The sequence below is a fragment of the Qipengyuania sp. ABI-127-1 genome, assembly GCA_022953095.1.
Lineage (GTDB): Bacteria > Pseudomonadota > Alphaproteobacteria > Sphingomonadales > Sphingomonadaceae > Qipengyuania.
Genome location: JALJCR010000001.1, coordinates 1,778,910 through 1,796,178 on the forward strand (window position 1 = coordinate 1,778,910; position 17,269 = coordinate 1,796,178).

At 61.9% G+C, this 17,269-nt stretch carries 19 protein-coding genes; 6 read left to right on the forward strand and 13 right to left on the reverse strand.

Annotation, left to right across the window (positions count from 1 at the left end; translation table 11 throughout):
* Window positions 1–12: 12 nt before the first annotated feature.
* The 6 genes from tgt to MUY37_RS08795 all read right to left on the reverse strand — a co-directional run bounded on the left by tgt (window position 13) and on the right by MUY37_RS08795 (window position 5,983).
* The gene (tgt, locus tag MUY37_RS08770) at window positions 13–1,137 is read right to left on the reverse strand and encodes a tRNA guanosine(34) transglycosylase Tgt (RefSeq protein WP_499194960.1); all 1,125 of its coding nucleotides are present in this window, start codon (window positions 1,135–1,137) and stop codon (window positions 13–15) included.
* A 2-nt stretch (window positions 1,138–1,139) separates the two neighbouring features.
* Window positions 1,140–2,087 (reverse strand): DUF481 domain-containing protein, encoded by a 948-nt coding sequence (locus tag MUY37_RS08775; protein WP_499194961.1) that lies wholly within the window; start codon window positions 2,085–2,087, stop codon window positions 1,140–1,142.
* Between the two features lie 91 nt (window positions 2,088–2,178).
* On the reverse strand, window positions 2,179–2,739 hold the full coding sequence (locus tag MUY37_RS08780; RefSeq protein WP_499194962.1) for an outer membrane protein: 561 nt from the start codon (window positions 2,737–2,739) through the stop codon (window positions 2,179–2,181).
* Window positions 2,740–2,843: 104 nt separating this feature from the next.
* The gene (locus tag MUY37_RS08785) at window positions 2,844–3,608 is read right to left on the reverse strand and encodes an ABC transporter permease (protein ID WP_499194963.1); all 765 of its coding nucleotides are present in this window, start codon (window positions 3,606–3,608) and stop codon (window positions 2,844–2,846) included.
* Complete coding sequence (locus tag MUY37_RS08790) at window positions 3,605–4,546, reverse strand: ABC transporter ATP-binding protein (protein WP_499194964.1); 942 nt, start codon at window positions 4,544–4,546, stop codon at window positions 3,605–3,607. The genes MUY37_RS08785 and MUY37_RS08790 overlap by 4 nt, the downstream gene beginning before the upstream one ends.
* 6 nt (window positions 4,547–4,552) lie before the next feature.
* Window positions 4,553–5,983: an 8'-apo-carotenoid 13,14-cleaving dioxygenase gene (locus tag MUY37_RS08795; RefSeq protein ID WP_499194965.1), complete on the reverse strand. Its 1,431-nt coding sequence runs from the start codon at window positions 5,981–5,983 to the stop codon at window positions 4,553–4,555.
* 45 nt (window positions 5,984–6,028) lie between these two features.
* Between MUY37_RS08795 and MUY37_RS08800 the strand changes: the two genes are divergently transcribed.
* Window positions 6,029–6,595, forward strand: a complete 567-nt coding sequence (locus tag MUY37_RS08800; protein ID WP_499194966.1) for a TetR/AcrR family transcriptional regulator — start codon at window positions 6,029–6,031, stop codon at window positions 6,593–6,595.
* On the opposite strand, the gene queA is transcribed toward MUY37_RS08800, so the two are convergent.
* From queA to MUY37_RS08825, 5 genes are all read right to left on the reverse strand, one after another.
* Window positions 6,596–7,624, reverse strand: coding sequence for a tRNA preQ1(34) S-adenosylmethionine ribosyltransferase-isomerase QueA (queA, locus tag MUY37_RS08805; protein ID WP_499194967.1), 1,029 nt, complete (start codon window positions 7,622–7,624; stop codon window positions 6,596–6,598).
* Between the two features lie 41 nt (window positions 7,625–7,665).
* Entirely contained in the window at window positions 7,666–8,349 is a 684-nt protein-coding gene (locus tag MUY37_RS08810) for a peptidylprolyl isomerase (RefSeq protein ID WP_499194968.1), read from the reverse strand.
* Window positions 8,350–8,429: 80 nt separating this feature from the next.
* Complete coding sequence (coaD, locus tag MUY37_RS08815) at window positions 8,430–8,942, reverse strand: pantetheine-phosphate adenylyltransferase (protein ID WP_499195139.1); 513 nt, start codon at window positions 8,940–8,942, stop codon at window positions 8,430–8,432.
* Window positions 8,939–9,829, reverse strand: coding sequence for a polyprenyl synthetase family protein (locus MUY37_RS08820; protein ID WP_499195140.1), 891 nt, complete (start codon window positions 9,827–9,829; stop codon window positions 8,939–8,941). The genes coaD and MUY37_RS08820 overlap by 4 nt, the downstream gene beginning before the upstream one ends.
* Window positions 9,830–9,843: 14 nt before the next feature.
* Entirely contained in the window at window positions 9,844–10,101 is a 258-nt protein-coding gene (locus MUY37_RS08825) for an exodeoxyribonuclease VII small subunit (protein WP_499194969.1), read from the reverse strand.
* 160 nt (window positions 10,102–10,261) lie between these two features.
* On the opposite strand from MUY37_RS08825, the gene MUY37_RS08830 reads away from it, so the two are divergent.
* The 4 genes from MUY37_RS08830 (at window position 10,262) to MUY37_RS08845 (ending at window position 14,434) form a co-directional block, all read left to right on the forward strand.
* Window positions 10,262–10,942 (forward strand): metal-dependent hydrolase, encoded by a 681-nt coding sequence (locus MUY37_RS08830; RefSeq protein ID WP_499194970.1) that lies wholly within the window; start codon window positions 10,262–10,264, stop codon window positions 10,940–10,942.
* A 49-nt stretch (window positions 10,943–10,991) separates the two neighbouring features.
* Entirely contained in the window at window positions 10,992–13,226 is a 2,235-nt protein-coding gene (gene purL / locus MUY37_RS08835; protein WP_499194971.1) for a phosphoribosylformylglycinamidine synthase subunit PurL, read from the forward strand.
* Window positions 13,227–13,230: 4 nt separating this feature from the next.
* Window positions 13,231–13,638, forward strand: coding sequence for a DUF3052 family protein (locus MUY37_RS08840; protein WP_499194972.1), 408 nt, complete (start codon window positions 13,231–13,233; stop codon window positions 13,636–13,638).
* A gap of 124 nt (window positions 13,639–13,762) precedes the next feature.
* Window positions 13,763–14,434 carry a nitroreductase family protein gene (locus MUY37_RS08845; protein ID WP_499194973.1) on the forward strand — a complete coding sequence of 224 codons (672 nt, stop codon included), beginning with the start codon at window positions 13,763–13,765 and terminating at the stop codon, window positions 14,432–14,434.
* Window positions 14,435–14,444: 10 nt separating this feature from the next.
* Here MUY37_RS08845 and MUY37_RS08850 read toward each other — a convergent pair whose 3' ends face one another.
* Window positions 14,445–15,290, reverse strand: a complete 846-nt coding sequence (locus tag MUY37_RS08850) for a Coq4 family protein (RefSeq protein ID WP_499194974.1) — start codon at window positions 15,288–15,290, stop codon at window positions 14,445–14,447.
* Window positions 15,291–15,346: 56 nt separating this feature from the next.
* On the reverse strand, window positions 15,347–16,243 hold the full coding sequence (gene serB / locus MUY37_RS08855; RefSeq protein ID WP_499194975.1) for a phosphoserine phosphatase SerB: 897 nt from the start codon (window positions 16,241–16,243) through the stop codon (window positions 15,347–15,349).
* On the opposite strand from serB, the gene miaA reads away from it, so the two are divergent.
* The gene (gene miaA / locus MUY37_RS08860; protein WP_499194976.1) at window positions 16,236–17,189 is read left to right on the forward strand and encodes a tRNA (adenosine(37)-N6)-dimethylallyltransferase MiaA; all 954 of its coding nucleotides are present in this window, start codon (window positions 16,236–16,238) and stop codon (window positions 17,187–17,189) included. The genes serB and miaA overlap by 8 nt on opposite strands.
* Window positions 17,190–17,269 lie beyond the last annotated feature (80 nt).

Genomic DNA, 17,269 nt, shown 5'->3' on the forward strand with positions numbered 1-17,269 from the left:
CGCCAGACGGGTCTAACGCAAGTAATCCCTGCGAAATTCACGCGCGAACGCGGCAAAGCGCCCCTGCCCGATCGCCTCGCGCATGGCCTGCATCAGTTGCTGGTAGAATGCGATGTTGTGTTCGGTCATCAGCATCGCGCCGAGGATTTCCTGCGATTTGACGAGATGGTGAAGATAGGCCCGCGTATAGGTGCCGCAGGTGTCGCAGGCACAACGACTGTCGAGCGGCTGCTGATCCTCGGCAAAGCGCGCATTGCGCAGGTTTATCGGGCCGTTCCAGGTGAAGGCCTGACCGTTGCGGCCGGATCGGCTCGGCAGGACGCAGTCGAACATGTCGACACCGCGCTCCACCGCGCCGACGAGATCATCCGGCTTGCCCACCCCCATAAGGTAACGCGGGCGGTCCTGCGGCAGTTGGCCGGGCGCGAAATCAAGCGTGGCGAACATCGCCTCCTGCCCCTCGCCCACGGCCAGCCCGCCAATGGCATAGCCGTCGAAGCCGATGTCGGTGAGTTTGTCAGCACTGATCTTGCGCAGTTCCTCGTCGAGCGCGCCTTGCTGGATACCGAACAGCGCGGCACGCTCGGCATGCTCCCCCCCCGCATCGAAACCTTCGCGACTACGCTTTGCCCAGCGCATGCTCATTTCCATGCTCGCCGCGATCTCCTCTCGCGGGCGGTCTGCGCGCGGGCATTCGTCAAAGGCCATCACGATGTCGCTGCCGAGAAGGCGCTGGATTTCCATGCTTCGCTCAGGCGTCAGCATGTGTTTCGATCCATCGATATGACTGCGGAATTCCACGCCCGTTTCGGTCAACTTGCGCAGTTCCGACAGACTCATCACCTGATAGCCGCCGCTATCGGTGAGGATCAGACGCTGCCAGTTCATGAAATTGTGGAGTCCACCCAGCTTGGCCACACGCTCGGCCCCCGGCCGCAGCATCAGGTGATAAGTATTGCCGAGAATGATGTCCGCACCCGTCTTTCGCACCGTTTCGGGTTTCATCGCCTTGACGGTAGCTGCCGTCCCGACAGGCATGAAAGCAGGCGTGCGGATCTCTCCCCGCTGCATTTCGATACACCCCGTGCGCGCGGTGCCATCGGTTGCCCGGATGGAAAAGGAGAAGCGTTCGAGCATGGTCAGAAACCGTAAATCAATGTCGCGCGGGTGTGCGTATCGGTGCTCACTTTTCCCGGCGGAGGGTTGCTGTCATATTCGACCTGATAGGACAGGCGCGAACGCAAGCGATCGTTAACCTGGAAATCAAGACCGGTGACGAGATTGATCGAGGTATTGGCCCTTTCCAGAATGATCGTCGCTTCACCGCCGGTTTCCGCCAGTGCATTGAGATCCTGCGTCAGCTTGAGCCGATCGAGCAATTGCCAGTCGAAATCGAAACCGGCCAGCGCAGCCAGGCTGTTCGAGCTCGTCCCGTCGGTGAATTCGGTCACCCGATAGGCCGGTCCGGCCTTGAGCGATAGCTGAAACGTCTTGCTGTCGACGATCTTGTAGCCGAGCCCGCCGGAAACCGAATAGCGGCCGGAAAAACCCTGAATTCTGTCACGCTCGAACTGCACGAGACCGTAGGCGAAGATATCGTCGTCGAACTGCCAGCGCGGTTCGTATGCGGCAAGGTACTGTTCGCGGTTGGTCGCCCCGTTCTGGCGGCGGTAATCGGCGCGTAGACGAACCAGATGAGTCCAGTCGATGCCCGTGCGCTTAAGCTTGAGCGAGGCCGCGATGCCAACCGAATCCGTATTGCCACTCGACTGGAAGGCCCCAAGCTCGCCCTCCCCGCTCCAGCGCTCGAAGAGGCCCGCATTGCGGAGGGCCTGCTGCGCCTTTTCCGCCGCTGCTGCCTCTCTGGCAGCAAGGGTGGAGCGAAAGTCGTTCTCGATAGCGTCGATTTCCGGGCGATCTTCTGGCCAGGTGTTCCGCGCCAGTTCGATAACCGTGGCCACCTTCGCTTTGTCGCCCGTGGCGATGGCGGCATCGATCATCGCCTGAGCACCTTCGGGCAGTTCGGCCTGGGCGGGTGCCCCCGCAAGCAGCGACATAGCTGAGAGGGAAAACAGAACAGTTCGCATGGCGCGCGCGTAGCGGCTCCCTAGCCGCACTGCCACCCCGCAATCGTAGAGAGACGTCCGGACCGCTTTTGCGATCCGGACGCCGATATGTTCAGAAGCGAAGACCGACACCTGCCGTGGCGCGCATGGTATCGAAGGAAATCGTGTCGAGGTTGGCGCGGACGAAAGCCTTGCCCACGGGGACGTCGACGCCGATTCCGGCGAGAAAATCGCTTTCGGTATCGTCAAAAGCATCGAAGTTCACCGTATCGTCGTCGATTATCTCGTTATAGTCGACCTTGATCGCCTGATATCCGGCGCGGCCATAGATTTTCACGCCGCCTGGGGCACGGAAACCGAGACGGGCCGATGCGCCATAATCGCCATCGAGCGCGTCCGTGCCGAAGTTGTAATTCGCTTCGACGCCGGCGAACAGGCTCTGACCGAGGGGGAAATCATATCCGGCGAAAACGCCGAAGATCGGGCTGGAATCGTCGATATCGAGGCCGGGAACGACGGCTTCCACCTCGTCGTCCAGACCGAGGCTGTGCACGCCAGCGGACACGCCGATAAAGCCTTCACCCGGGACGGCGGCTTGAGCCTGAGCGGCGGAGGGAAGAGCGATTGCAGCACCGGTTGCGAGTGCTGCGGCAAGGAGGTTCTTGGTTTTCATTAATGTCCTCATTCGGTTTGCCCGTCGATCACGGGCTGAGAGGACATGTGTTGGCGCGCGACTTACGGCGGGCTGAACGGAACGGATAAAAACGGCGAAGGGAATTACGCCCGCAATCGCCATCCGGTCTTGAAGATATAGGCGATCACCCCGACGCAGATCGCGAGAAAGCCCAAGGTGATGGAGAAGCTGATCCAGATGTCGACATCCCCAGATCCGTAGAAAGTCCAGCGCAAGCCGCTGACCAGATAGACGATCGGGTTGGCCAGCGCGATCGTGTCCCAAGGTTTGGGCAGCATGTCGATCGAATAGAAGGTTCCACCAAGGAAGGTCAGCGGCGTCAGAAACAGCATCGGAATGATGCCGAGTTTCTCAAAATTGTCGGCCCAGATGCCGAGAATGAAACCGAACAGGCTGAAGGCCGCGGCAACAAGCATGATATAGAAGACCGCGAGCAAGGGATGTGCAATCGAATAATCGACGAACAGGCGGGCAGTCAGCAGGATGATCGTGGCTAGGATCAGGCTCTTGGTCATCGCCGCGCCGACGAAGCCGATCAGCGTTTCGGCCACGCCAACCGGCGCACTGAGCAATTCGTAGATCGTTCCGGTGAACCGCGGCATATAGATACCGAAGCTGGAATTGCTGGTGGTCTCGCCAAGCAGCGTCAGCATCAGCAGGCCGGGAATGATGAAGGCCCCGTAATCCACTCCGCCAAGGTCGGGCATCCGCCCGCCGATCGCAGCACCGAAGACAATGAAGTAGAGAGAGGTCGTCAGTACCGGAGCGAGTACCGACTGGAAGGCGGTGCGCAGAAAGCGCATCAGTTCGCGGGTGTAAATCGACCATGTCGAACGCCAGGAGATCATGCCGCGCCCCCCTCTTCGCCGAGAAACGTAACGAAAATGTCCTCGAGGCTGCTCTCGCGCGTATCGATCCCGGTATAGTCTATACCTGCCGCGATCAGCGCCTTGGTGAGATCCGCGACTTCGGTCTTGCCCTTCCCCGTGCCATCGCCGCCGCGATAGCGCAGAGAGGTACCGCTTTCTTCCAGCTCCACCGGGAAACGCGCGATTTGCGGCGGCAGGGAGCTTCGCGGTTCGGCGAGCGTGATGTGTGCTTCGGTCCGCCCTAGCCGCGCCATCATCGCATCCTTCTCGTCGACCATCAGGAGACGCCCGCGATTGATGATACCGACGCGGTCGGCCATCATCTCGGCTTCCTCGATGTAATGCGTGGTCAGAATAATGGTGACGCCGCGCGAACGCATCTCGTCGATGATCGCCCACATACCCTTGCGCAATTCGACATCGACCCCGGCGGTGGGCTCGTCGAGGAAGAGCAGATCAGGCTCGTGGGCCAGCGCCTTCGCGATCAGCACGCGACGTTTCATCCCGCCCGACAGCGCCATGATCCGCTCGTCGCGTTTGTCCCACAGGCTCAGGCTGCGAAGGATTTCCTCGATCCGCGCCTTATCGGGGGCGAGGCCGAAGAGCCCGCGCGAATAGCTGACTGCCCTATGGACCGGCTCGAACATGTCGGTGCTGAGTTCCTGCGGCACGAGGCCGATCCGGCTGCGCGCCCCGCGCCAGTCGCGCGCCATGTCGTGCCCGAAAGCGCGGATCGTGCCGGAACTCGGCCGCACGAGGCCGCAAACCGCACCGATCAGCGTGGTCTTGCCTGCCCCGTTCGGCCCGAGCAGCGCGAAAATCTCGCCCTTGCGAATGGTGAGATCAACATCGTCGAGCGCCTTCAGCCCGCCGGGATAGACCTTCGACAGGCCGCTGAGTTCGAGAATCGGGTCCACATATCCCTAGCTAGCGGCGATCCAGTTGCCGTGGAACCCCGGCGGAATAAGGTGCGGAATGTGGACTGAGGCGACGAGATCGAGGCTCATCGCATCGAGAATCTCGAGCGCACTCGTGCCCTGGTTGCGATCGATGACGTAACCCATCACCCAGCCCTCGCCCTCCGGCGCATCATCGCTGCGGGGCACGAAGACGAACTCGCCCGGAATGCGTCCCTCGCCGAAATCGCGCTGGACGCGCTGGCCCGTTTCAAGATCATGGCGGTAAAACGGCATCGGCGCGACGAATTCCAGATCGCCATCCTCGGGCAGACCCATGGCCCACAGATAGCGGTACGGCTTCGTGAAGTAACGCTCGTCGGGACGGGGAAATTCCTGGCCGGCCGCATCGAGCGTATCGCGAACCACTTTCCCGCCCTTGCCGTCGACGGTCCAGCGCTCGAGGCCCAGCGCCTTCCCATAGGGTCCGGCCATCTCGCCATCGAAGATCGTCTCGTAAGCGCACAGATCGATGATCACACGTCCGTCATTGTCCTCGAAGCTATTGCCGACATGGAACACATAACACGGGTCGATCTCGTGCCAGACGACCTCGTCGCCACTGCCGTTGCGCGGCAGCAGGCCGACACGCGCCTTGTGTTCGGGATTCCAGCGATACGGAAACTTATGGCCCCCAATCAGCGCCTGCATCGAAAAGGTCACCGGCAGATCGAGAATCACGATATAGTTCTCGGTCAGGGCGCAATCGTGAATCGAAGGGCCGTGACGCACGGCAATCTTGGTCTGCCGTAAGACCGTGCCGTTGCGATCTATCGCCACGTGACGAATGGTGTCCTGCGACGTTCCCTCGTAGCAGATCGCATGAAACTCGCCGGTCGTCGGGCATTGATGTGGGTGAGCGGTGAATGAGCCGGTGAGGCCGCCGCCGAAATCGGAATAAGCCACGCTCTCGAAATTTTCGTCGAGCTCGACCGGGAAGCTGCTCGCCTCGACCAGCGCCATGATCTTTCCGCCGATATTGAGAACGTTGGTGTTGACCATGTCTCCCATGCCGCGACGGGGACCGCCAACGGCGGCCGGGCCGCCTTTGGCTTCAAGGTCGCGCGAACGGATGAAGCGGTTGCGGTACCATTCTGCCTTGCCATTTTTCAGCCGCACACCGTGGACCATCCCATCGCCGAGAAACCAGTGATGACCCTTGGTGCCCTCCCCAAACGGGTTGGGGCCGATGCGGGCATAACGACCGTCGAGCTCGGCAGGAATTGTTCCGGTGACGACCAGGTTTTCGAGCGTGAATTCCTCCTTCAAAGGAGTGTGCACGCCTTTGAGAAACGGGTTTTCATCGGCACGTGGCAGTCGTGCACGGTTGATGCTGGCGACAGCCTGAATGGCCGGGGTGACCGCCTTACGGATGGTTTTCTCGATTACGCTTGCCATGCCCGATTCGCTCCGGTTAAAGTGAACGGTGTAAACATAGAGGCAATGATAACAGTGTCAACATCACCTGCGACCTATCATCATGGGAATTTGCATGACGCCCTGGTCGTTGCCGGACTGCGCGCGTTGGAAGGGCAAGAAGGAAAGGCTCCATCCCTGCGCGAACTCGCCCGTGTGGTCGGCGTGTCTCCCACTGCGGTTTACCGGCATTTTCCGGACAAACAGGCTTTGGACGCGGCTTTGGCGCAGGAGGGTCTCAAGCTGCTCGCCAAGGAACAGCAGACCGCCGCTGCGAAAGCCGGTGGCGGCTCGGCTGGCTTCGCCGAAACCGGGCGAACCTATGTTCGCTTTGCGCTCGCCCATCCCGCCCTGTTTCGGCTAATGTTCACGCAGGGTCACCCTGTTGCCGACAGTGATCGACCCGACGAAGCACGCGCACTCCTCACCGCCTATACGCAGGCTCTGGCCAGCAACCCGGAACGGGCCGAAACGCTCGCTCTGCAAGCGTGGTCGATCGCACACGGGATCGCGATGCTCATGCTGGATGGCCGCATCCCGACCGACGATGCGCTCATCGACAGACTGCTCAACACCGAAAACCTGTTCTCGTGATCAGGGAAGCAATAGCGAAGAATCGCCGTAGCTGTAGAAGCGATACTCATTGGCGATGGCGTGTTCATAGGCGGCCATCATGCGTTCCCGACCCATCAGTGCACTGACCAACATCATCAGCGTCGATCTGGGCAAATGAAAATTGGTCATCAGCCCGTCGACCGCCCGGAAATTGTAGCCCGGCGTGATGAAGATGGCGGTGTCGCCTGCGAAGGGCTGGATGACGCCGTTCTCGCCCGTCGCGCTTTCGAGGAGGCGCAGGCTAGTGGTGCCGACGGCGATGACCCGACCTCCTGCCTTGCGCACCGCATTGAGCCTTTCGGCGACTTCCGGCTCGATCCTTCCCCACTCGGAATGCATCGCGTGATCGTCGGTATCGTCGGCCTTGACCGGCAGGAAGGTCCCCGCCCCGACATGCAGCGTCAGTGTCTCGCGCCCGATCCCCGCCTCGTCGAGCGCGGCGATCAACTCGGGCGTGAAGTGCAAGGCGGCGGTCGGAGCGGCAACCGCTCCGTCCTCTGCCGCGAACATAGTCTGGTAGTCCTCGCGGTCCTGCGCATCGGTTGCGCGCTTGCCCGCGATATAGGGCGGGAGCGGCATCCGCCCTGCCCGTTCGAGCAGCACCTCGACCGGCTCCTCGCCTTCGAAGAACAGGATGAAGCTGCCATCGCCAAGGCGCTCCTCGGCAACTGCCGTCACCCCGCCGCCGAACTCGGCCACATCGCCGATCCGCAGGCGCTTGGCATTGCGCACGAAGGCCTGCCAGCGCCTGAGGTCGATACGCTTGTGCAACGTTGCACCGATCTTCGCCTCGCCCCGCCGCCCTTCGAGCTGGGCGGGAATGACGCGGGTATCGTTGAAGACGAGCACGTCGCCTGCACGCAGCATCTGCGGCAGGTCGCGCACGCCGCGATCCTCGAACGCGCCCCCGCCGCGCACCACAAGCATGCGCGCGGCATCGCGCGGACGTGCGGGGCGAAGCGCGATCCGCTCGGGCGGGAGTTCGAAATCGAAAAGGTCGACCTTCATGACCCGCGCCGCTTAGGGACGCAGGCCGCGAGGCGCAAATGCTATTCCGAGATCGGCGCGTTGAGATCGTCAACGCTGATCTCGTCGGCGGCGCGCGGCGCGGTATTGACCGGCACGGGCTTGTTGTCTGAGGCAATCGATGCCTGGAGCACGCGCGTCGGGTTTGCAGGCGGTTCGCCGCGCTGGATTGCATCGACCGCGGCCATGTTCGAAATCACCCGGCCGAAATTGGTGTAGTTATTATCGAGGTTAAGGCGCGGATAGAAGACGATGAAGAACTGGCTGTTCGCGCTGTCTTCGCTCGCAGCGCGCGCCATCGAAACGGTGCCACGAACATGCGGCATGCGGTGGAATTCCTGACCGATGTCGGGAAGGTCCGAACCGCCGGTTCCGGTGCCCGTCGGGTCGCCCGTCTGCGCCATGAAGCCGTCGATCACGCGGTGGAAGATCACCCCGTCGTAGAAACCCTGACGCGTGAGCGTCTTGATCCGGTCGACATGGTTCGGCGCCCAGTCGGGCTTCAAGCGGATTGCGACACGCTCGCCGGTCGAGAGATCGAGCAGCAGAATGTTTTCGGGGTCTTCATTGACGTTGAAATTGACCGGAGTGAATACCCGCGCATCGACGGCCGGTTCGGCGGCGGCGCTTTCGTCCTGCGCCTGGGCAGCGAAGGGCGTCGCGGCGAGCGTTAGTGCGGCAGCAAGGGCAAGCGAAGTCTTAAGCATCGTCATTCCGTGGCAATGTCCTGGATTGCGGAGCCTCTAGCGGGAGGCGTCTGTCCGTTCAATGAATAGGTTATGCGCGATCAACGCCCGCGCCGCCCCAGCTTTTCCACCCGCGCCTCGACATCGGCGCGCACGGCAGGGGTGACGAATTTGTCGATCGGGCCACCATAGAAGGCAATCTCCTTGACCAGGCGGCTGGCGATCGGCTGCAGTTCGATATCGGCCATGAGGAAAACCGTCTCGATTTCCTCGTTCAACTGGCGGTTCATGCCCGTCAGCTGATATTCGTACTCAAAATCGGTGACGCCGCGAATGCCGCGAATAACGATCCCGGCATGCATCTCGCGCGCGAAATCGACCAGCAGTGAGTTGAACCCGACCACGCGAACACGCTCACATTCGATCCCGGCCACCTCGCGTTCCACCATGGCGATGCGTTCGTCGTCGTCGAACATGGGCGATTTGGCGATATTGGTAGTGACGCCGATAATGAGTTCGTCGACCAGCTTTGCGCCGCGCTCGATAATATCCATGTGGCCGAGTGTGATCGGGTCGAAGGTGCCCGGATAAATGCCGATGCGTCTGGTCATCAGTGATCTCTCTTCACGATGAAATGCGCCAGTTCGACCAGCAACCGCGCCTCCTCACCATAGCTGGCGAGATGGCGGCCCGCCTGGTCGACAAGCATTTCCGCCTGCGTTCTGGCCTGTTCGCGCCCCATCAGGGTCACGAAGGTTTGCTTGCCCTGTGCCTCGTCCTTGCGCAGCGCCTTGCCTGCCCTTTCTTCATCACCTTCCACATCGAGGAGATCGTCCGCGATCTGGAACGCTAGGCCGATATCGCGGGCATAGGCACGCAAATGGGTCCGCCCCTCGGGTGGCACGCGGCCGAGAATGGCACCCATTTCCACGCTGGCGGCGAGCAGGGCACCGGTCTTGAGTTGCTGCAGACGAGTGACCTGCCTCAGATCGTATTCTTCCTCTTCCGAGACGATATCCATCATCTGCCCCCCGGCCATGCCGTCATGTCCGCTGGCCCGCGCGAGAGTGGCGACGAGTTCGGCCCGAACGAAGGGATCGGTGCTGGTGTCGGCTTGGGTCAGAATGTCGAAGGCCAGCGCATGGAGGCAGTCACCCGCCAGCACCGCGACCGCCTCGTCAAAGGCTTTATGAAGCGTGGGTTTGCCATGCCGAAGATCGTCATCGTCCATGCATGGCAAGTCATCGTGAATCAGCGAATAGGCATGGATTGCCTCGACCGCGCAGCCCGCATTGATCGCGGCATTGCGACCGACGCCGAAAAGTTCGGCCGTCGCAACGACGAGCAGTGGGCGAACCCGCTTTCCACCGCCGATCGCGGCGTAGCGCATGGCCTCGATCAAGGGGGCGCGCGTATCGTCCGGGACAGGCAGGAAAGCGTCGAAAGCGCTGTCGACCTCTTCCTGAACCCGCTCAAACGCTTCGCCAAGCAAATCGGGCATCGCCATCGTCACGCTCACGCGTTGCCATCCACGTCGAAAGGCTGCGTTCCCGCAGGCTTACCATCGGTTCCGGCAACGATTTTCTCGATCCGCGCCTGCGCCGCGTCGAGACGGGATTGGCAAGCCTTGCGCAATTCTTCGCCGCGTTCGTAAAGCGTAATGCTCTCATCGAGCGGCACATCGCCGCTTTCGAGCCGCCGGACCACGCTTTCGAGTTCGCGCAATGCCTGCTCGAAGCTCATTTCCGAAATCTGTGACTGTTCCTCTGCCATTGCAGGCAAGCATTGACGGCCCGTCTGCGCGCGGTCAAGTAAACCCCAAAACAGGGGGCGATTATGACGTGGATTGTCGCTGCTATCGCTGCGGCACTGGTGTTCGGGGCGCTGGATGCAGACTTGGTGAGCCGGGTCGGCAGCAAGGTCGGATAGGGCCATGTTCATCGGCCATCTCGCGCCTGCACTCGCGGCACGCGCAATAACGGACGAAGCGCCAAAACTCGGCGTTCTGTTTCTAGGCGCCCAGCTCGTCGACATAGCCTTCTTCTCGTTCGCGCTGGTGGGAATCGAGAATTTCCGGATTTCGCCGGGCATTACCGCCATGAGCCCGCTCGATCTTTACGACTATCCCTTCACGCACAGCCTGCTCGGCTCCGCGATATGGGCAATCGGCTTCGCGATCGTGATCGGCTTGGCGCAGCGCAATCTCGTCGCGGCAAGTTGGGCCGGTATCGTGGTCATATCGCATTGGGTGCTCGACTGGCTGACGCACCGCCCGGACCTGACGATTTCAGGGAGCGGGCAGACTTACGGACTTGGCCTGTGGAATTACCCTCTGGCAGCTATCTCCATCGAACTCGGCTTTTTCGGCGTGGCGTTCTGGCTGTATTTGCGCCGAACCAAAGGTCCCGTGGGTCCGCCCTTCATCATGCTCGCACTATTGCTGGCGATGCAGACCTTTGCCTGGTTCGGGCCGGAACCGGTATCCGCAGGGCCGGGCTTCATGATTCTTGGCCTGATATCTTTCGCCCTCATGATATGCCTTGGAACGTGGGTGTCCTCAACGCGCTGGCACCGCACGACTGTCGGCCTGGGGGTTGCCAGCCCACCACCGTAACGCGCTGCCGTATTGCACCTCGCGCCGCTGCACCGTAAGGGCGCGACCCATGAGCGAAATCACTCCCGAAGTCGTCGAGCAACATGGGCTCTCTACCGAGGAATACGAGCGCGTCCTGCACGCGCTGGGCCGTGAGCCCAATCTGGTGGAGCTGGGCATCTTTTCGGTCATGTGGTCGGAGCACTGCTCGTACAAGTCGAGCCGCCTGCATCTCAAGAAGCTGCCGACCGAAGCGCCATGGGTCATTTGCGGCCCCGGTGAGAATGCGGGCGTGATCGACATTGGCGATGGCCAGGCCGCCATCTTCAAGATGGAAAGCCACAACCACCCGAGCTACATTGAACCCTATCAGGGCGCCGCGACCGGCGTCGGCGGCATTTTGCGCGACGTTTTCACCATGGGCGCGCGCCCGGTGGCGAACGCCAATGCGCTGCGCTTCGGTCGTCCCGAGCACCCGAAGATGAAGCACCTCGTGCAGGGCGTGGTCGCGGGCATCGGCGGCTACGGCAACTGCGTCGGCGTGCCGACGGTGTGCGGCGAGACCAATTTCCACCCGGCCTATGACGGCAACATCCTCGTCAATGCGATGACGGTGGGCGTCGCCGATGCCGACAAGATATTCTATTCGGCGGCCACCGGCGTCGGGAACCCGATCGTTTATGTTGGCTCGAAGACCGGCCGGGACGGCATTCACGGCGCGACCATGGCCAGTGCCGATTTCGAGGAAGACGCCGACGCCAAACGCCCCACTGTGCAGGTGGGCGACCCCTTTACCGAGAAGCTGCTGATCGAAGCCTGCCTCGAGCTGATGGCGACCGATGCGATCGTCGCCATCCAGGATATGGGTGCGGCGGGTCTCACCTCCTCCAGCGTCGAAATGGCGACCAATGGCAAGGCGGGCATCCGCCTCGACATGGACAAGGTTCCGTGCCGCGAAGAAGGCATGACGCCTTACGAAATGATGCTGAGCGAAAGCCAGGAGCGCATGCTCATGGTCTTGAAGCCCGGCAAGGAAGAGATGGCCGCGGCCATCTTCGAAAAGTGGGAGCTCGATTTCGCAGTTATCGGCGAAGTCACCGACACGCAGCACATGGTGCTCGAATTCGGCGGCGAGGTGGTGTGCGACATTCCGCTCGGTCCGCTTGCGGCCGATGCACCCGAATACGACCGCCCCTACCTTTCGAAGGAAGACTACACCGCCTGGGCCGGTATCAAACCGATGGCCGAGCGCCCGGACACGGACGATGTCGGCGGCGATTTGATGAAACTGCTCGCCTCGCCCAATCTGTCCTCGCGCAAGTGGATTTCGGAGCAGTATGACAGCCAGGTCGGCGCGGACACGCTCCAGACCGGCGGCGATGCGGGCGTGGTCCGCGTCCACGGCACGAAAAAGGCGCTGGCCATTAGCACCGATTGCACCCCGCGCTATGTCCATGCCGATCCCTATGAGGGCGGCAAACAGGCCATTGCCGAGGCCTATCGGAACCTGTGCGCGGTTGGCGCGCGTCCGCTGGCGGTGACCAACTGCCTCAATTTCGCCAATCCGCAGCGCCCGGAAATCATGGCGCAGTTCGTTCATGCCCTCGAAGGCATGGGCCGCGCCTGCCGCGTGCTGGACTTCCCGATCGTGAGCGGCAATGTCAGCCTCTATAACGAGAGCAAGGCAACCGGTGGCGGTTCGGCGATCCTGCCCACCCCGGCCATCGGCGGCGTGGGCCTGATCGACGATTACGACCGCATGATGACCATGCCGTTCAAGGCCGAGGGCGAGGCGATCTACCTCATCCATGCCGAAGAATGGGCCACCGCCGATCCCGAGCGTTCACATCTCGGCAAGTCGCTGTGGCTCAGCGAAATTCACGGTCGCGACGAAGGGCGAACCCCACCCACCGATCTCACCGTCGAGAAGAGCGCAGGCAGGATCATTCTACAGCTCATCGCCGAGGGCCTGGTCAGCGCGGTTCACGACGTTTCGGATGGCGGTCTCGCCATCGCGCTTGCCGAAATGGCCATGGCCGGCGGCATTGGCGCCGATGTGGAGTGGAACGAGGAATATTCACAGGCCGCATGGTGGTTCGGCGAGGATCAGGGCCGCTATGTCGTGACCGTTCCCGACACGGAGGCACTCAACCAAGCCCTCGCCAAGGGCACGGAGAACGACGAGACCGCCTCCATCGGTATTCGCCGCATCGGTAAGACGGGTGGCAACATGTTGTTCGGCAACACGGTTGCAGACATGCGCGCTGCGCATCGCAGCTTCTTTTCCGATTGGATGGAGCGGTAAGGCCGTGGCGGCGGGCTATTCCGGAACGCCGCTCGCCAAGAAGCTCAGCCTGCGCGATGGACTGCGCGTATGGTTCGACGCGATGCCCGAGAGTATCCAGGACGAGATCGGCGAATATGCCCTGGAACTGACCTTCGTCAGAGGGCCGGAGGAGACACCGGACGCTGCGCATATTTTCGTCACCAAGCGCACAGACCTCGAAGCGACACTGGGCGTCCTGCGCGAGCATATGGCCCGCGATGGGCACATCTGGGTGAGCTGGCCGAAGAAAGTCGGGACGGTGCAAACCGACATCACGGAAGACACGATCCGCGAGATCGCGCTTCCCATGGGCCTTGTCGATACCAAGGTCTGCGCGGTCGACGAGGTCTGGTCCGGCCTCAAGCTCGTGATCCGCAAGGAATTGCGCTGAAGCCAAATACCCGTAATCGTGACAACAGATTCGAGCTGCCTGCCGCGCTCGACCGGGGATATCCATTCGACCGCTTCGAACCAGGGGGTCGAGCCGCGCGGCATCATGCGATAGGTCTGGGATTATGCGCGATCACGAAACCGTTCCCTACTCACTTCCCGATATTACAGACGATGAAAGCATCGCCCGGGCGCGATCCATGCGTGACCGGCTGAAGCAGCGGCGCACATGCCGCTATTTTTCAGACGAGCCGGTGCCACGCGAAGTGATCGAGGCCGCAATCGAAGCTGCCGGGACAGCGCCGAATGGTGCCAATCACCAGCCCTGGCATTTCGCGGTTGTTTCCTCGTCCGAGAAGAAGCGCGCCATCCGCGAGGCGGCGGAAGAGGAAGAGCGCAATTTCTACGCCGGCAAGGCCAGCGATGAATGGCTGGATGCCCTGGCCCCGCTCGGTACCGACGAAGACAAGCCGTTTCTCGAGACGGCGCCCTGGCTGATCGTCGTCTTCGCCCAGCGCAAGGGCGGCATCGAGGAAGATGGCAAAACGCAGAACTACTATGTCAATGAAAGCGTCGGCATCGCCTGTGGGATGCTGATCGCCACGCTCCATGAAGCAGGTCTCGCCACGCTGACACACACACCCTCGCCCATGGGTTTCCTGCGCAAAATGTGCGGACGCCCCGATTGGGAAAAACCCCTGATGGTCGTAGTCGTGGGCCATCCCGAAGAAGGGGCCACCGTCCCCGCCCACGCCCTGAAGAAAAAGCCGCTGGATCGGATCGCCAGTTGGTTATGACACGCTGCGATCAGGCGGCAGCGGCCAGTTCCGGTTCCTGCTGCGCCAGCAGATCGTAGGGGTCGATTCCCTCCTCGCGCCAGATTCGATGGCATTCGCGGTACCGGTCGGGCTCGGGAATATTGAGCTCGGCGCGCGCTTGCCGCAAATCCTTCGCCAAGAGTTCACGGATCGAAAGGCCGACCAGCGGCGGACATGCCTTCCCTGTACGATGGGCCTGGCGCACCGCCTTCATCACCGGGGCGGCGCTTTTCACCAGCTTCTTGAGGTGCACGGAACCGGCATAGCCCAACAGCAGATGCCCGTGGCTCGGGCTTTGCCCGTGCGTAAATAGCAGCACGCATTGCTCGCCCAGCGCATCGCGGCCATATCCCGTCAGCACATGCATAAGATCATGCGTGTCCCGCTGGCGAAAGCCGAACCATTGAATCAAGTCGTCGTAAACAGGTTGGTCGGCTTTCTCGGATTCCTCGACCAGACCTGCTGCCGACAGACCTTCGCGTTCCATGAAATCGCAATAGGCATGTGCGACCGATCCCTCAGGGAGTCTGCGCAAGGCATCATGGTCGTCGAGGATTGTCGGAAGATAGGGTTCGCTCGCGCGCAAGGCTTCACCATGGGGGCTGAGCGTGAGCGCGCGAACACGCGGTATGAACTGTCCCGAGGGGAGCGCGTCGTAGATCCGGAAGACTTCGGCGGTGTTTTCCTTGTCCTTCAACAATTCGCGAAAATGCCTGATCGCAGTCAGGGGGCGATAGCGTGCCCTTGGCCGACGGGGATGACGCAGCGGCGTACCATCGCGGGCGGTTTCGAAATCGGCAATGGCGGAGGCGCTGGCGTTCATCTGCTTGTTCATAGATGTAGGTCCTTAACGGAAACTCACCCTACACAATTGGAAAAGCGCGCCAAGCCTCACGCAGGCGCGGCCTCGTCGATCCATTCACGTTCCGGAATGCCCAGCAATTTGAGTATCGTCGTCAGGCTCCGGCTCTCGATCCGTCCGTTCGCGGCTTCGCGTGCCTTGGGTTTCGCACGGTAGGCGAAGCCGTAATCCGCCGCTTCGATCATGGGGATATCGTTGGCCCCGTCCCCCGTGGCAAGCACGCGAGCGCCCTCGCCCAATTGCGCGCGCTCCTCCTCCAGCGTCGCCAGCTTGGTCGATGCATCGCTCACCGGACCGGCGAGCAGCCCGGTCAGCGCTCCGCCCGCAACACCAAGGCGATTGCCGACCACGCGTTCGAACCCCAGTTGCTCGGCAACCGGATCGGCGAAGTGGTGGAAGCCCCCGGTTACGAGCACGGAGCGACAGCCTTTGCTCCGCAACGTCGCCACCAGCGTCCGGGCGCCTTCGACCGGTCGGATCCTGTCGGAGAGACACCGCTCGATAGCGGCTTCCTCCAGACCTTCCAGCAGCCCTACGCGTTCTTTCAGCGCGCTTTCGAAGTCGAGTTCGCCCCGCATCGCGCGTTCGGTTATCGCGGCGACCCTGTCCTTGAGATCGGCGAAATCGGCGAGTTCGTCGATACATTCCTGACCGATCATCGTCGAATCCATGTCCGACACGAACAGGCGCGGGACCTCGATCTCGTGATCGGCCAGGAGCAGGTCGCACTCGCCGAAATGCTCGGCGAGCGTTCCTGTCAGCCGTGCCCGATCGCCCTCGGGAAGCGAAAGCTGCAGCACATCGCCGCAGAAATCCAGCATGCCTGCCATGGCCACCGGCATGTTAGCGATGGCGAGCGCGCTCATCGCCGCATCGAGCCGTGTTTCCACGCTGTCCATGTCTGCTATCAGCCGGGCGATGAGCACCAAAACGTCTCCATATCAAAAACCGGTCGCGCTCATCGCAGGGCCGACGGCGAGCGGCAAGAGCGATCTCGCGGTCAGGCTGGCACAGCGACTCGAACGGGATGGCCGCCGGGGGGTGGTCGTCAATGCGGATAGCCAGCAGGTCTATCGCGACCTGCGCATTCTGTCCGCCCGCCCGACGGAGGAAGAGATGGGCGGGATCGAGCATCGCCTGTTCGGAACCTGGGACGGAGCCGAGATTTGCTCGGCCGCCGAATGGGCCGATGCGGCGAAACAGGCGATCACACAGGCGCATGCGGAGAACGCCGTACCGATCCTGTGCGGCGGGACAGGCCTGTACCTGCGCACGCTGCTCGACGGTATCGCTCCCGTTCCCGAGATTGCACCCGACATTCGCGAGACCGTGCGGGCTTTGGCGCAAACGGAGGCGCGCATTGCCCTTGAAGCCGAAGACCCGGAAGCAGCGTCCCGCCTCGCCCCCGCCGATGTCACGCGGACCGCGCGGGCGCTCGAAGTGGTCCGTTCGACCGGACGGACGCTGAGCGAATGGCAGAAGCACAAGTCCGGCGGCATCGGGCAGGACATCGCGCTGCACCCGCTGGTTCTCCTGCCGGATCGCGAATGGCTTTTCGCGCGATGCGACCTGCGGTTCGAACGCATGCTCAATGCCGGGGCCATTGAGGAGGTCGAAGCGCTTCTTGCCCGCAACCTCGATCCGGGCCTGCCCGTGATGCGCGCCATCGGCGTGCCGGAAATCGCCGCCCTCCTCCAAGGCGAACTATCGCGGGCTCAAGCTATCGCCGCTGGCCAGACCGCGACGCGCCAGTATGCCAAACGGCAGTACACATGGTTCCGTAACCAGCCACCGGAAAACTGGCTGCGCACGGATAACAAAAATGATGCGGAATGCGATTTTTTTGTTTCATTATTTCAAAATGACGGTTGACCGTGAAATTCAACACATCTATCTGAGCAAAGTCGGTCCGGCGCTATAGACCCCAGCGCCGGGCCGATTTGTGTCTCTTG

Bases quoted from the DNA above. Each gene is read 5' to 3' on its own strand.
- purL (WP_499194971.1), top strand. From the start codon at position 10,992: ATGAGCGAAATCACTCCCGAAGTCGTCGAGCAACATGGGCTCTCTACC.
- MUY37_RS08775 (WP_499194961.1), bottom strand. From the start codon at position 2,087: ATGCGAACTGTTCTGTTTTCCCTCTCAGCTATGTCGCTGCTTGCGGGG.
- queA (WP_499194967.1), bottom strand. From the start codon at position 7,624: ATGAAGGTCGACCTTTTCGATTTCGAACTCCCGCCCGAGCGGATCGCG.
- MUY37_RS08810 (WP_499194968.1), bottom strand. From the start codon at position 8,349: ATGCTTAAGACTTCGCTTGCCCTTGCTGCCGCACTAACGCTCGCCGCG.
- MUY37_RS08800 (WP_499194966.1), top strand. From the start codon at position 6,029: ATGATAACAGTGTCAACATCACCTGCGACCTATCATCATGGGAATTTG.
- MUY37_RS08820 (WP_499195140.1), bottom strand. From the start codon at position 9,829: ATGCCCGATTTGCTTGGCGAAGCGTTTGAGCGGGTTCAGGAAGAGGTC.
- MUY37_RS08850 (WP_499194974.1), bottom strand. From the start codon at position 15,290: ATGAACAAGCAGATGAACGCCAGCGCCTCCGCCATTGCCGATTTCGAA.
- MUY37_RS08785 (WP_499194963.1), bottom strand. From the start codon at position 3,608: ATGATCTCCTGGCGTTCGACATGGTCGATTTACACCCGCGAACTGATG.
- tgt (WP_499194960.1), bottom strand. From the start codon at position 1,137: ATGCTCGAACGCTTCTCCTTTTCCATCCGGGCAACCGATGGCACCGCG.
- MUY37_RS08795 (WP_499194965.1), bottom strand. From the start codon at position 5,983: ATGGCAAGCGTAATCGAGAAAACCATCCGTAAGGCGGTCACCCCGGCC.
- MUY37_RS08845 (WP_499194973.1), top strand. From the start codon at position 13,763: ATGCGCGATCACGAAACCGTTCCCTACTCACTTCCCGATATTACAGAC.
- MUY37_RS08825 (WP_499194969.1), bottom strand. From the start codon at position 10,101: ATGGCAGAGGAACAGTCACAGATTTCGGAAATGAGCTTCGAGCAGGCA.
- MUY37_RS08780 (WP_499194962.1), bottom strand. From the start codon at position 2,739: ATGAAAACCAAGAACCTCCTTGCCGCAGCACTCGCAACCGGTGCTGCA.
- miaA (WP_499194976.1), top strand. From the start codon at position 16,236: ATGAGCACCAAAACGTCTCCATATCAAAAACCGGTCGCGCTCATCGCA.
- MUY37_RS08830 (WP_499194970.1), top strand. From the start codon at position 10,262: ATGTTCATCGGCCATCTCGCGCCTGCACTCGCGGCACGCGCAATAACG.